Consider the following 13,451-nt stretch of genomic DNA (forward strand, 5'->3'; position numbering starts at 1 on the left):
CAAGCTTGGCAGGATTTATGTTTACGGGTAACAACATCTATACTTAACATATGAAACGAATTTTGGAGATTATTGCGATGGCCGTAGTTATTGGCCTCACTGTGGTGGGTTGTTCAACCCAAAATGCTGCTACCGGTGTATCTAATGTTGGCCGTGGTAAATTTACCGGCACCTGGACGTTAAACAATGTAAGCTACGACGGGCTGGTAGAAAGTGCAGTATCCAATGTATTTGACCAAGCTAAACCCTCTGCATTTGTAGGCAGTACCTGGAAGTTAACTAACAGCGGTAACGGTATTTATACTTTAACTAACGGAACATCACAAACTATTTACTGGTCGGTTAACAACGCTGATGCTAACGGACAAATGTTTCAGTTTAAAAAGATTTATGAGGGCGATAAGGCCAAAAATGTACAGCAAGGCTACCAACTAATGGTAAGCAGCAACGATGGAAACAATATGATCCTGAAATCGCCGGTAAACATAGGTAGCGGCACTGGGTATGTTGTTTACTCCTTCAGTAAACAATAATTAAACCTGTGATTTGGCAATCAGAAGTTATTGCCAAGTGCCAGAATAATAAAGCTAATTAAAAAGGGCTGTATCATTATGCATGATATAGCCCTTTTTAATTAATGTTATTTTTGAATAATACTATCACTGTTAATTTCTGCAATACCGGGGTTTAAAAAATCTTTTTACCGGATATAAATATAACTATGCTTAAGAAGATGCACATTGTGGCAACGCGGTAATGTATCCGGTGCCAAACATTAATAATGGACTTTAATCAATATTCAGGGTAATAACTTTAGCCAACGTCATTGTCAACAATAAGCAGCCGGTGCAAAATGTTAAGTATTCAATTAGGAGGTAGGAGCGAATACCATTTTCGTGATGCTTGTTTAGTTACTTAATAATGGCAGTTGCTATTAGCGCCGGGCTTAGTATAGGAGTTTTGCTTGTTACCTTTACTGCAGCGCTTTTAGTTATCATGGGAAAGTGAAATTGAACAATATGGGGTTGGTTAAAGGTATTACATTGCTATAATTTGGGCTCCAAGTTTATGTTTGCTGCATTTACTTTTGCTCTTGCTTACAAGTACTAACAAGCTCCAGGAAATTAATATTCAAAAATTTAAAACAATGTTTTTTTATTCCTGAAAATTTCCTATTATTGCAGTCCGATTTTTAGGGGCTAAAAATCGCATTAAGAGCTTAAAATCATGGATTTAGTAAAATTTGTTGAAGAGCAGTCAGTTGAAAAAAAGCAAGTTCCTGAATTTAAATCAGGCGACACTGTAACTGTACACTATAAAATCAGAGAAGGTAACAAAGAGCGTGTGCAGCTATACCAAGGTGTAGTTATTCAACGTAACAGCGCTGGCAGCACTGAAACCTTTACCGTACGTAAAGTATCTAACGGTATTGGTGTTGAGCGTATTTTTCCTGTTAACTCTCCAAACATTGACAAAATTGAGGTAAACAGCCGCGGTAAAGTACGTCGTGCAAAATTATTCTATCTGCGCGAACTTACCGGTAAAGCTGCTCGTATCAAATCAAAACGCGTTTAAGTTTTAGCTGGTACTTGCCTTAAGGTATTATATAAATCCCGGTAACTGATAAGGTACCGGGATTTTTGTGCTTAATATTTAGTGCTCGTATTTTCGTTTCAGCCAACCCTCAGGCACGGGTATAATACAAATATTCATGGATTTACCATCGGCAGAAAGCATGGCCGACTGTATTTCGATGCGGGTTCCGTCGGGACTAAATGTAGGGTGCGGATGATCGGCCGCTGTTGCTTTATGCCCGGTCGAGAGCATGATCATTTCGCGGGTATGCCGGTCAATGAGATAGATACTACGCGAAAAATCGTCGCCAACAGCCCAGCGTCCGTCTTTTGATCCGCCTACATGCCATAAGCCGCTGCCGCTTGGTGTTTGTCCGGCAATGGTCATCTCGCGGGTACGTAAATTAACAATACCCAATCCGGTTGGCTTTTCGCGGGTGCCTGATGGTCCCCAGTCACTTTCCTGGCCGGGATTAGCACCTCCAACCGCCGTACCGGGAAGGACATTGCCCTCTGTACCTGGTATTTTACGGTGGCCCATTATAGCAATAGCTACTTCGTCGGGGGTAATAACGGCCTCGTGCGTTACCCATTCGTAAGGTGCTTCCGGGTATAACGGCCGCAAGCCGGTACCATCGGCTTTTACTGTCCAGGTGCGTTGTGGCGATTTACCACCGGTTTCCCAGCAAAAAATAATCTCACTAGGTACCCAGGGGTTTACTTGGATGTGCCCGATTTGGAACGGTACAGATATAATGTATTGAATATGGCCTGTTTTTATATCCATACTGGCTAAGCCATTGGGGCCTGCACCCATATTACGCGGACCAAAAGAGCCTTCTATTTTGGTACCGGCGGCTAAATGTTTACCCGCTTCGGTTTTACCTACATGAAAGTATACTCTATCTTCATCTGCATCCAATGCCATATCGCCGCCGGCACCCATTTCGGCAGGGATGGTGCCACATATGCGCTGATAAACGTTGGCAGGCTGCATTTTGCCCTGTTTGCTGTCAGTAAGTACTTTATTTAAATCAACCTCTATTATTTGTAATGCATTGCTGCCTTTGGGCGCATCGGCAGCTCCGGCATTACGCATTAAATATAGTTTCATGCTTTTACGCGCCAGATTAAGCATGCCGGTATAGCCTCCTTCGGTAAGTTGCACTATATCGCCCGACTTTTCGTTTACCGCCAAAGCCTCATTTTTGGCGCGGTTGGATCTAAATACCAACCACTGGTTATCAGCCGTCCACTGCGGATGCGTTTGATATATTTTACTGTCGCCTGCCGGTGTGCTGGTTAAAAAAGTAAGAACTGTACCTGTTACCGGGTCTTTAACTATCTTTCGTTCAGACGGGAAACGTTTGCCTATCTGTGCCTGAGCAGACATTGCAGCACAGGCTGCTATCCAAAGCAAATGGTATTTTAATTTCATAATTTATTTGCAGACACTGATAAACACTTTATCAAATAAAATGCAGGTGCCATAAAGGTGTTAATGAGTAATAATTGGTATAACTAAGCTACAATTAAAATATCCTCGATGTTATATATACAGGATGGAGCAGGTAGCTTATGCATTAAATTATGAATCTATTTGATTTTAAATATCAATTGTTTAAAATTGCGTAATTAACTACGTAAATAGCTATGGATATATATAACAAAATGGGAAAGATGGCTTTGGGAAGTCGTTTGAGGAGGTTAAGTGAAACATTGACCGAGCAGGCAGGCCAGGTTTATCAGCTTTATAATATTGATATGCAACCTAAATGGTTCCCGGTTTTTTATGCTTTGTCTACTGGAGAAACAAAGTCTATCGTGCAGCTTGCCCGCGAAATAGGGCAGTCACATCCATCGGTAAGCATTTTGGTTAAAGAGATGTTAAAAGCTGGCTTGATACAAAACAGCAGTAATAGTAATGACGGGCGTAAAAGCAACGTGCAATTATCTGACTGGGGGGTGAAAATTAATGAGCGTATACAGGTGCAATATGCTGATGTTAATGCCGCCGTGGAGAAAGCCATTGGAGAAACACAGCACGATATATGGCGGGCTATTGAAGAATGGGAGTTTTTATTAGAGCAAAAAGATTTATTAAAGCGTGTGGAACAAGAAAAAAAGTTACGGGAAAGCCGCGATGTGGAGATTGTAGATTATCAGCCGAAATATAAACAGGCTTTTAAGGATTTAAATGAAGAATGGATTACCACTCATTTTAAAATGGAAGAATCAGATTACAAGGCATTGGATCATCCCGAAGAATATATTTTAAATAAGGGTGGTTATATTTTGATGGCCTTGTATCATGATGAACCGGTGGGTACATGTGCCCTTATTAAAATGGAAAATCATACTTTTGAGTTAGCTAAAATGGCCGTATCACCAAAAGCTAAAGGTAAGGGCATTGGGTTGCTTTTAGGCAACGCTGCTATTAACACAGCACGGCAAGCAGGAGCCAAACAGTTGTACTTAGAAAGTAACACTGTATTAAAGCCGGCCATTAACCTCTACCATAAATTAGGCTTTACCAAAATAATAGGTGTTCCATCACCTTACGAACGTTGCAACATTCAAATGAGCTTAAAATTATAGGGTTTAAGTCGATAATTAAGCTTACTACAAGTACAGATTATTGCAGACAACTAAGTTATAGTAAAATACGATAAGTTTTAGCTGTAAACGGCTGTAGTAAAACAAATTGAAACTATTTAGGCTTCTTACATAAATTTGAAGATGCCCAAATGGTTAAAAGTGCTGCTCAAAGTAGTAGCCGCTATATTTCTGTTATTTATTCTGCTTTCGGTAGGTTTATTTATATACGTTAACACTCATAAAGAAAAGGTGCTGACGCTGATAACGGGTACCCTAAATAAAAACCTGGATGGCAAGCTGGCTATTGGCGATATGGAAACTACATTTTTTAAGGGCTTTCCAGGTATATCCGTATCTCTTAAAAACGTATCCATTCGCGATAAGCGCTGGAATGAGCATCGTCATACGCTGCTGGATGCTAAAGATTTTGATGTATCCATAAATACAGCTGCGTTATTGCGTGGTGCTATACGCATTAGTAATATTGAAATAAGTAATGCTGTTATTGATTTATATAAAGACAGCACAGGGTACAGTAATACCTCGGTATTTAAAAAGAAGAATAAACAGCCTGAAAATAAAAGTGAAGAGAAAGATGATGGCGGCAGTTCTGCCGAGTTTGGTCAGTTTTCGTTGAGTAAGGTAAGCTTTGCTGTCAATAATCAGAAAAGCAGTAAGCTGTTTCAGTTTTACATTAACCGGCTAGACGGTAAAATGAATTATCCGGACTCGGGTTGGCGGGCCGATTTAAATTTAAACGTGCTGGCTAAAAGTTTGGCATTCAATACTCAAAAAGGTAGTTTTATTAAAGACAAGGTTATTAGCGGGCAAATGATTGCCGGTTATAATGAAAGTACAGCAAAAATTAATGTTACCTCAAAAGGGTTAAATATTGGCGATGATCCTTTTCAGATTAATGCCTTGTTTGATACCGGTAAAAAAGAAACGCTGTTTGATATCAATATAGTCGCTAACCAGATAACCTGGCGCAATGCCTCGGCGTTGCTGGCCGCTAATATTACCAAAACACTTAATATGTTTAATTTGGGAAAGCCGATAGATATCAGGGCTCAAATTAAAGGTAGTTTAGGCGGAGGCGACCCTTACCTGCATGTTATAGGAGATATAAAGAACAATAAATTAATTATACCTGGGGCGGTTATTGATAGCTGCAGTTTTGCGGCCGAGTTTTCTAACCATGTAGCAGCCGATAAGGGGTATGATGATGCCAACTCAGCTATCCGATTGTTTAAGTTTACCGGCCGTTATAATCATGTGCCGTTTCTGATTGATACAGGAAGCATCCTCAATTTAGAGAAACCCATTGCTACCGGTAATTTTGATGCACATTTTCCACTGGCTAACCTAAATTATATGCTCAGCGATATTGCTAAGTTTACGGGCGGCACTGCTGATGCTAAACTACGCTACAAGGCAGATGTAATTAACCTGAAGCTGAATAAGCCGGTAATTGCTGGTGTTATTAACTTTAAAAATGCCAGCGCAGTGTACCTGCCACGTAATCTTCCTTTTAAAAATACCTCACTATCACTCAACTTTGTAAAGGATGATTTAATTTTGAACAACATTAAGCTGCAAAGCGGGCGAAGCGTAGTGATGATGGAAGGCCGTGTTAACAACTTCCTGAATTTATATTATGATGCACCCGAAAAAATACTCCTCACCTGGAAAATTAACAGTCCTGAATTACGGCTGGCTGAATTTTTAGGTTTTTTATCAGCTCGTAAACAGGTAAGCAAGCGCCCCGAGGCACACCGAACTAATGCTGCAGGCAATAGTCCGAATGTGATTGACCAGTTGGGTACCGTACTTAATAAAGGCAATGCACAGATGCACTTAACCGTTGCCAAAGTTTACTACCGTAAATTTTTAGCTACCGATTTAAATGCCGATTTGCTGACTACCAGCGATGGCGTAATTTTGAAAGATGTACGCCTTAAAAATGCAGGCGGCTATATGAATTTAAACGGGCGCTTAACCCAGGGTAGTGGTAGCACGAACCGGTTTGATTTAAACACCACTGTAGTTAATGTGAACATGCAGGAATTTTTTAAGTCGTTTGATAATTTTGGTTTGCAATCGCTCACTTACAAAAATCTGCAGGGCTTTTTATCGGCTAAAGCTAAAATTACAGGCGGCGTTACAGATGCCGGTGATCTGTCGCCACGCTCGGTACATGGCATTGTAGATGTAAGTTTGAGGCAGGCCTCACTGTTAAATTTTGATCCGTTGATTAGTGTAGGCAAGTTTGCTTTTCCGTTCCGCGATTTAAAAAACATACAAATTCCTAAGCTGGATGCCCGGTTTAATTTAGAAGGTGAAAAGGTAATTATTAATCCCATGAAAATAAGCTCAAGCGTGTTGAATGCTGATGTGGCGGGTGTTTATGGCTTTACCCGCGGCACCAGTATTGCTTTAGATGTGCCTTTACGAAACCCTAAAAAAGACGAGGATATTACCGATAAAGCAGAACTGGAGAAACGGCGATTTAGAGGTATTGTGCTGCACTTATTAGCCCGCCAGGATGAAGACGGCAAGCTAAAAGTAGGCTGGAACAAAAATCACAAATAATTTATTGCGCTTGCTCGTTTAAAAATTGCATTACCTGCTCCTCTGTACCAGTGTATGGGCCGGGAGCTGCAATTTTTAAACTGGCTATAGCAGCTGCAAACTTGCCCGACGTACTTACATCTTTCCCCTGGTTGCGCTGGTACAAGTAGCCGGCCATATAGGTATCGCCGCAGCCTGTAGCATCGGTTATTGAGGTAGGCACGTATGCCGGTATTTCATGAAACTCGTCATTTATATAAATCAGCGAGCCTGCACTGCCTAAAGTAACCACCACTTCTTGTACACCCCATTCTGCCAGTTGGCGCGCACCGTCACGGATATCATTAATGCCGGTAAGCACTTCCGATTCAAATTCGTTTACTTTTAAAATGCTGATATGCGGTAGCGCAGCCAGCTTTTCGGGCCAGTCAATGGCGTGTACCTGGTAATCGCGTACTTCGCGCAGGTAACCTTGTGCATCTAATGATACCTTGCCCTTGGTGGCCAGGTACTGGATAAGGTCTAAAGGCATATCATCGGCCAGCAGCGGGCCAAGGTGAAAAATACGCGCCTCAACATCAGCAAATTGCGCGGTACCAAATGGCTCCGCTTTTTGAAGTACACGCTGGGTACGGTGGTCCTGGTTTTGTGCGTAGATGTTTTCAAAGTATACCGAGTGCTCACTTGGTAAGGTGGTGACTTTTACACCTTTTTGCTTAAGCTCATCTACCACAGATAACTCACTCTGGCCAACCGCCGTTACCAACCCAAGATTCACAGGCATTTGATGCAAGGCATTGGCGAAATAAAAAGCAGTGCCTCCGGCCAGGTAATGCTCGCCCGAAGAATTAACTACCCTATCCTTTGTAATATGACCAATGCAACAAATATCAAACATGATGAACTTAAGCGTGAATAAATAAACTGTAAATATACTTTTAAGGCGCAAAGTAACTGCTATTACTTCAAATTTGATAACGGCATTTAAATAGTGACAAAAAAATGTACCAGGAATCCTTTACAGATGATAAATCTTTAAGGTTCTTCATTAATCTATAAAATTATGCGTCAGTTAAAATTACCGGGTAGCAAATTCTAAAGGAAGATATTATACACTTAAGAAACAGGCATGGAAACCAATAAAAATGGGAATATTTTTAGCGGCATGATTTAGATCTAAAAATGATTGTGCCAGTGCTTAAAACAAGCTCAATTATTGATAAAAGTTATATTTCGTAAAAAGGATCATAATTGCAATTCAAATTGCTAATTTTGTTAGTAATTTGAATTTGATTTTTATTAGTATAGTCTATTTAATGTTTATGGCATGCTTTGAATATTTGTTGGTATTGTCACCTGAAGATCGCCTCAAAAAGAAGATTTTCGAATTTAAAAATAAGTTTACTATTGATTATAAATGCGCTCTTGCTTCCAACTTGATTCCTCACATTACATTGTCTCAATTTGTGTTGCGAGAAAGTAATGAGATTGAATTGCGAAATATGCTTAGGTTATATGCAAGTACTATTGCAGCACTCAATGTAGATTTAAGAGGATTTGGAAGGTTCAATAAACAGACAATATTTTTAAAAGTATGCCAGCAACAGGAAATTATAAAGATTATAGTGGGTTTAAAATCTTTCATTAATAACGACACATATCCATCCAAATTTGTTCCAAACTTTTCGAGCAAGCCTCATGTGACTATTGCAAAACAAATGACGGAACGGCAGTTTGAGTGTGCTTGGAAAGATTTTAAAAGCGAATTTTTTTTTGATGGTTATTATGCAAAAGACATGTTATTATTAAGAAGAAATTTTGATGAAGAGCGGGTAAGGCATGAGGGTAGTTACAAAAAAGTTGAGTTGTTTAATTTTAAAATTGGCCCTTATTATGGTCGACAAACAGACTTATTTGATACCCTGCTATAGATTTTGAAATGTTATACTAAGTAGATAGATTAATATATTTGCGGCATGATAGCGCACCATGTATTATTTTGGCTAAAAGCCGATACCACCAACGAACAGAAACAAGCTTTCCGTGAGGGCTTACAAAGCTTGGAAAGTATAGAAGTGATAAAAAATCTCCATATAGGTACACCGGCACCAATTGAACGTGCTGTGGTAGATACTACTTATACATTTAGCCTGGTTGTATTTTTTGAAGATCTGGCAGCACACGACGTTTACCAGGTACACGAAATCCACAAAGCCTTCTTAGATCAGTTTAGAGAACTATTTGATAAAGTCGTTATTTACGATGCTCAATAATTAGCTATGTTTAATTTGGGGGAAGAAGTATGATAAGCAATTGCATTTCTTCCCCCGGATTTAATTAGGTTGAACCAACTTAAGGTTTAAGTTAATTCAATCCAAGTGGGAGCGTGGTCGCTGGTTTTCTCCCAGCCACGTACCTGTTTATCAACACCGGCGGCGGCGAGCCGGCCACTTAAAGCCGGGCTCAGCAAAAAATGGTCAATCCGTAAGCCGGCGTTCCGCCCGTAAGCGTTTCTAAAATAGTCCCAAAAAGTATAAATCGTTTCATCCGGATATAAACTGCGTAGGGCATCCGTCCAGCCCTGGCCTGTCAGTTTCTCGAAAGCCGCCCGGGTTTCAGGTCTGAACAAAGCATCCTCCAGCCAACGTTCTGGCTTGTATACATCTTGTTCTGCTGGTATCATATTATAATCGCCGGCTAATACTACCGGCAAGTTTTTGGATAATAAATTGGCGGCATGAGCAGTAAGCCGTTCCATCCATTGCAGTTTGTAATCAAACTTGGGTCCGGGCGCAGGGTTGCCATTTGGCAAATACAGGCAGCCAATCACTATGTCATTTATAATGGCCTCTAAATACCGGCTTTGTTCATCATCTGGGTCGCCGGGTAAAGCGCGGGTTACTTCTGTAATTTCGGCATTCCGCGCTAAAATCGCCACGCCGTTCCAGCTTTTTTGCCCATGCCATACAGCTTGGTAGCCCGCGGCTTGTATGGCTTCTAACGGAAATTTTTCTTGCGGAGCTTTTAGTTCCTGCAGGCATACCACGTCGGGTTGCGACTCATTTAGCCAGCGCAGTAATACCGGCAAACGGCTGTTTATGCTATTAACATTGTAGGTTGCTATTTTCATCATTATAAGGAGTAGGAAATGTACGGCATTATTTACAAAACATGCAACCATAAAATCAACTCATTCGTAATACTAAATGAGTGCTAATTGAAATTAAATTTTGTTTATTGTCGCTTTTGCCAATTAATATAAAATTTTAGTATAATTAGGCAAATAAACTATTGATACCCCTAAATAAAGTAGCGTATGATTTTTCAATTTGACGGACAAGAGTTTCTGGACAGATTCTCGACCAAGTATGCCAAACTTTCTAATTGTATTAAAACAGTAGTGTTACCCGATGGCCGTGTGGCACAAATGCAAATTACCATTACCACCAACGAGGATGATTTTTGCAACAAAGTAGGGCAAATGAGTGCCATTGTAGCCAAATCAGAAACTGATAGTCTATCAGACGAATGGTAGCTAAAGGGCTAATTTCTGTTACTCGTACATTCTCCCTAACATAAATGCCGTTTTTTAAGACGGCATTTATATTTTTACACAAATTCCGAAAATTGTTTCCGCCTTTGGCTAACCGAATTTTATTAGTCGACACCCGCTTTACCAAAACTTGATGCGCCCTGTACTTCTGTAAAAAATCAATTACTGGATGCTGCGTGATTTATTAATCTTATTTTCGAAGCACCCAAGCTTGTTAAATCATACCTGTTTAGCCGGTAATCTTTTACATCCAACCTATTACTGATGAAGAAATTTATACTTCTTGCGTTGCTTTTGCCATTGTTTAACTCAACATTTGCCATACAATCGCCGCAAAAACCGCTGATTGCACCTGGTACCTTGTCGTCCCATTCGGCTGCCCTGCTTTGGGATAAACCTGATGATTATCGCAACATCGTGCGGTACCATGTTATTTTGAACGGTAAAGAAGCAGGGGTATCTGTTAAATGCAATTACCTTTTTAATGCCTTACAGCCATCTAAGGTTTACACCTGTACCATTAAATCTGAGGATAAGGACGGAAAACTATCTGTAAACAGCACTATTGTTAAATTTACTACCAAAGCAACCGGAAAAATACTAAACGTAACAGATTTTGGAGCTAAAGGTGATGGTATAGTGTTAAATACTAAAGCCATTCAAAAGGCAATTGATGGTTGCCCTAAAGGTGGCACTGTATTAATACCGGAAGGAACCTTTTTAAGCGGCGCCCTTTACCTGAAAAGCTATATGACGTTGGAGATTGCCAAAAATGGGATACTTAAAGGCAGTGGCAATACAGATGACTACCTGCCTTTCTATAATAACCGATTTGAAGGTTGGGAAATGAAAACGTTTGCGAGCTTGCTGAATGCTGGTGTAATGAATAATAAAGGTGGTTTTTCGATTGAGCAATTGGGGATAAAAGGAGAAGGCGTCATCAGTGGGGGCGGTAGTGCTTTGGGCAAGCTTATGATTGACAAGCATGGCATGCGTAGCCGCGGGCGCTTAATTTGTTTGATGAATTGTCATGATGTTGAAATTGGAGGCTTGCAAATAAAAGATTCTCCCTGCTGGACTATCCATTATATCTACAGCAAAGGTATTACCTGTCATGACCTCAACATTGTAAGTACAGCGCGTAACGGAGATGGATTAGACCCGGATTCATCAGATGATAGTTATATTTTCAATTGCTCGTTTTCTACCGGTGATGATTGCATTGCTATAAAATCGGGTAAAAACCCGGAAGGTTTCACCATAGGTAAACCTACCCGCAATGTCAGAATAACCGATTGCGAGTTTACCCGCGGGCACGGTATTTCTATCGGCAGCGAAATGTCGGGCGGTGTAAGTGATGTATTGGTGCGCGATTGTAAGGCCGGCGCTTTATTACATGGTCTGCAGATAAAAGGTACTAAAGAACGCGGAGGTTATGTGAAAAATGTAACTGTAGCCGATTGCCAGTTGTTGCAGATTACCATCTTTTCGGCTGTAAACTACAATAACGATGGCGCCGCTGCTCCTGAACCGCCAATATTTGAAAATTATGTGTTCAGTAGTATCGACCTGTCAAAAGCCGGTATACAGGAGCCAGTCATTAATATCAACGGTTTTAAAGATGCGGCCCATAAACTTAAAGCAGTAAAGTTCAACCATATTATTTTACCGAAAGGGGCAAAAGTGCAAGTCAATGATGCTGAAAATGTAAAATTTACGGATGTAACAATGCTTGATGGCGGTAAACCACAATACACCATTAACAACAGTACCTATGTAGATTATTAAAACGCGATTGAGGTTAGTGTGAAAAATACACTAATATGGCATGTTTTTCATAGTGCATTTTTACTTTTGCAGAAACGCTAAAGCACGATGAAAAAAAGCCTTTTCCCATTAATGTTAGGTGGCTTAGGTATTGGTACTACCGAGTTTGTAATGATGGGATTGCTGCCCGACATAGCCCGCGATTTGCATATTACTATACCTGCGGCGGGGCATTTAATATCGGCGTATGCTTTGGGCGTAGTGGTAGGTGCGCCTTTACTGGTGATGATGAGCAGCAATTATCCGCCCAAAAAGATACTACTGGCGCTGATGCTCATTTTTACAGCGTTTAATACTTTTTCGGCTTTTGCACCTAGTCATTTAACGTTGCTGATGGCCCGCTTTTTTGCAGGTTTGCCACATGGGGCATTTTTTGGAGTAGGGTCGGTAGTGGCAAGCCGCCTGGCCGATAAAGGCAAACAGGCTCAGGCTATATCCATGATGTTTGCTGGCTTAACTATAGCCAATCTGGTCACGGTACCTTTGGGTACCTGGGTAGGGCATCACTTTTTATGGCGATACACGTTTGGCATTGTTGCCGCCATTGGTTTAATTACACTCGTCTTTTTAAAATTATGGTTGCCGGCACTGCCTGTAAATCGTACCGGCAATGCACGGTCTGAACTGCAGTTATTTAAAAGTACCGAAGCCTGGTTAATTATCTTAATTACGGCTATTGGTACCGGTGGCTTATTTGCCTGGATCAGTTACATTGCTCCGCTCATGACAGAGGTATCGCACTTTTCGAGCAACAGTGTATCCTGGATTTTAGTGCTTGCGGGTTTTGGTATGGTTGTAGGTAATGTGATTGGCGGCAAACTCGCCGATAGTTTTGAGCCCGTTAAAGCCTGTGCAGTCCTGCTGGTAGCAATGGCGGTCACGCTGCTGGCTATTTATTTCCTTTCGGGCAATCAAATCATTTCCTTATTGCTCACCTTTATTGCCGGGGCTTTATCTATTGCGCTGGCATCACCTATACAAATTTTGATGATTAACACTGCTAAGGGAGCCGAAATGCTTGGGGCCGCCGTTACCCAGGCGTCTTTTAACATTGGTAATGCGCTGGGCGCACTTTTTGGAGGCTTGCCCATAGCGGCAGGTTTAGGCTTTAACTGGCCTGCATTGGTAGGTGCGGTAATGGCATTGGCCGGTGTTTTAATTGCGTTAGTGCTGATTAAAAGGCCTAAACCGGCAATGTCAGACGTCATTAAAGATCGAGCATTAATGGCATAGAAATAAGAAAGCCGCTTATGAGAGCGGCTTTCTTATTTGGGTAATTTATATGGTAATAAATATCTAACCACTTTAGTTAAGATGTTCAATATTCA

Annotated in this window: 12 protein-coding genes; 9 read left to right on the forward strand and 3 right to left on the reverse strand. The window is 40.9% G+C overall.

The window, feature by feature from the left end; genetic code table 11:
• Nucleotides 1-50: 50 nt before the first annotated feature.
• Entirely contained in the window at nt 51-533 is a 483-nt protein-coding gene (locus AAGR14_RS02810; RefSeq protein ID WP_342647082.1) for a hypothetical protein, read from the forward strand.
• A 694-nt stretch (nt 534-1,227) separates the two neighbouring features.
• Complete coding sequence (gene rplS, locus AAGR14_RS02815) at nt 1,228-1,575, forward strand: 50S ribosomal protein L19 (protein ID WP_342647083.1); 348 nt, start codon at nt 1,228-1,230, stop codon at nt 1,573-1,575.
• A gap of 78 nt (nt 1,576-1,653) precedes the next feature.
• Here the strand turns inward: rplS and AAGR14_RS02820 are convergent, their stop codons facing one another.
• Nucleotides 1,654-3,012 (reverse strand): hypothetical protein, encoded by a 1,359-nt coding sequence (locus tag AAGR14_RS02820; RefSeq protein WP_342647084.1) that lies wholly within the window; start codon nt 3,010-3,012, stop codon nt 1,654-1,656.
• Nucleotides 3,013-3,227: 215 nt separating this feature from the next.
• Here AAGR14_RS02820 and AAGR14_RS02825 point away from each other — a divergent pair, with 215 nt between their 5' ends.
• Entirely contained in the window at nt 3,228-4,172 is a 945-nt protein-coding gene (locus AAGR14_RS02825) for a bifunctional helix-turn-helix transcriptional regulator/GNAT family N-acetyltransferase (protein WP_342647085.1), read from the forward strand.
• Between the two features lie 141 nt (nt 4,173-4,313).
• Complete coding sequence (locus AAGR14_RS02830; RefSeq protein ID WP_342647086.1) at nt 4,314-6,764, forward strand: AsmA family protein; 2,451 nt, start codon at nt 4,314-4,316, stop codon at nt 6,762-6,764.
• Nucleotide 6,765: 1 nt separating this feature from the next.
• Here AAGR14_RS02830 and AAGR14_RS02835 read toward each other — a convergent pair whose 3' ends face one another.
• Nucleotides 6,766-7,641: a PfkB family carbohydrate kinase gene (locus tag AAGR14_RS02835; protein WP_342647087.1), complete on the reverse strand. Its 876-nt coding sequence runs from the start codon at nt 7,639-7,641 to the stop codon at nt 6,766-6,768.
• A gap of 451 nt (nt 7,642-8,092) precedes the next feature.
• Here AAGR14_RS02835 and AAGR14_RS02840 point away from each other — a divergent pair, with 451 nt between their 5' ends.
• Together AAGR14_RS02840 and AAGR14_RS02845 are read left to right on the forward strand one after the other, a co-directional pair.
• On the forward strand, nt 8,093-8,674 hold the full coding sequence (locus AAGR14_RS02840) for a 2'-5' RNA ligase family protein (RefSeq protein ID WP_342647088.1): 582 nt from the start codon (nt 8,093-8,095) through the stop codon (nt 8,672-8,674).
• A 45-nt stretch (nt 8,675-8,719) separates the two neighbouring features.
• Nucleotides 8,720-9,016: a Dabb family protein gene (locus tag AAGR14_RS02845; RefSeq protein ID WP_342647089.1), complete on the forward strand. Its 297-nt coding sequence runs from the start codon at nt 8,720-8,722 to the stop codon at nt 9,014-9,016.
• A gap of 86 nt (nt 9,017-9,102) precedes the next feature.
• On the opposite strand, the gene xth is transcribed toward AAGR14_RS02845, so the two are convergent.
• Nucleotides 9,103-9,873, reverse strand: a complete 771-nt coding sequence (gene xth / locus AAGR14_RS02850) for an exodeoxyribonuclease III (protein ID WP_342648723.1) — start codon at nt 9,871-9,873, stop codon at nt 9,103-9,105.
• Between the two features lie 186 nt (nt 9,874-10,059).
• Between xth and AAGR14_RS02855 the strand changes: the two genes are divergently transcribed.
• The 3 genes from AAGR14_RS02855 to AAGR14_RS02865 all read left to right on the forward strand — a co-directional run bounded on the left by AAGR14_RS02855 (nt 10,060) and on the right by AAGR14_RS02865 (nt 13,356).
• Complete coding sequence (locus AAGR14_RS02855; protein ID WP_342647090.1) at nt 10,060-10,278, forward strand: hypothetical protein; 219 nt, start codon at nt 10,060-10,062, stop codon at nt 10,276-10,278.
• Between the two features lie 282 nt (nt 10,279-10,560).
• A complete protein-coding gene (locus tag AAGR14_RS02860; protein WP_342647091.1) occupies nt 10,561-12,084 on the forward strand; it encodes a glycoside hydrolase family 28 protein in 1,524 nt (507 codons plus the stop codon).
• Between the two features lie 87 nt (nt 12,085-12,171).
• On the forward strand, nt 12,172-13,356 hold the full coding sequence (locus AAGR14_RS02865; protein WP_342647092.1) for an MFS transporter: 1,185 nt from the start codon (nt 12,172-12,174) through the stop codon (nt 13,354-13,356).
• The last annotated feature ends 95 nt before the right edge of the window (nt 13,357-13,451 follow it).

Origin of the sequence: Mucilaginibacter sp. CSA2-8R (assembly GCF_038806765.1) — a bacterium.
Taxonomy (GTDB): domain Bacteria; phylum Bacteroidota; class Bacteroidia; order Sphingobacteriales; family Sphingobacteriaceae; genus Mucilaginibacter.

Bases quoted from the DNA above. Each gene is read 5' to 3' on its own strand.
- AAGR14_RS02835 (WP_342647087.1), bottom strand. From the start codon at position 7,641: ATGTTTGATATTTGTTGCATTGGTCATATTACAAAGGATAGGGTAGTT.
- xth (WP_342648723.1), bottom strand. From the start codon at position 9,873: ATGAAAATAGCAACCTACAATGTTAATAGCATAAACAGCCGTTTGCCG.
- AAGR14_RS02810 (WP_342647082.1), top strand. From the start codon at position 51: ATGAAACGAATTTTGGAGATTATTGCGATGGCCGTAGTTATTGGCCTC.
- rplS (WP_342647083.1), top strand. From the start codon at position 1,228: ATGGATTTAGTAAAATTTGTTGAAGAGCAGTCAGTTGAAAAAAAGCAA.
- AAGR14_RS02865 (WP_342647092.1), top strand. From the start codon at position 12,172: ATGAAAAAAAGCCTTTTCCCATTAATGTTAGGTGGCTTAGGTATTGGT.
- AAGR14_RS02845 (WP_342647089.1), top strand. From the start codon at position 8,720: ATGATAGCGCACCATGTATTATTTTGGCTAAAAGCCGATACCACCAAC.
- AAGR14_RS02830 (WP_342647086.1), top strand. From the start codon at position 4,314: ATGCCCAAATGGTTAAAAGTGCTGCTCAAAGTAGTAGCCGCTATATTT.
- AAGR14_RS02855 (WP_342647090.1), top strand. From the start codon at position 10,060: ATGATTTTTCAATTTGACGGACAAGAGTTTCTGGACAGATTCTCGACC.
- AAGR14_RS02820 (WP_342647084.1), bottom strand. From the start codon at position 3,012: ATGAAATTAAAATACCATTTGCTTTGGATAGCAGCCTGTGCTGCAATG.
- AAGR14_RS02825 (WP_342647085.1), top strand. From the start codon at position 3,228: ATGGATATATATAACAAAATGGGAAAGATGGCTTTGGGAAGTCGTTTG.
- AAGR14_RS02860 (WP_342647091.1), top strand. From the start codon at position 10,561: ATGAAGAAATTTATACTTCTTGCGTTGCTTTTGCCATTGTTTAACTCA.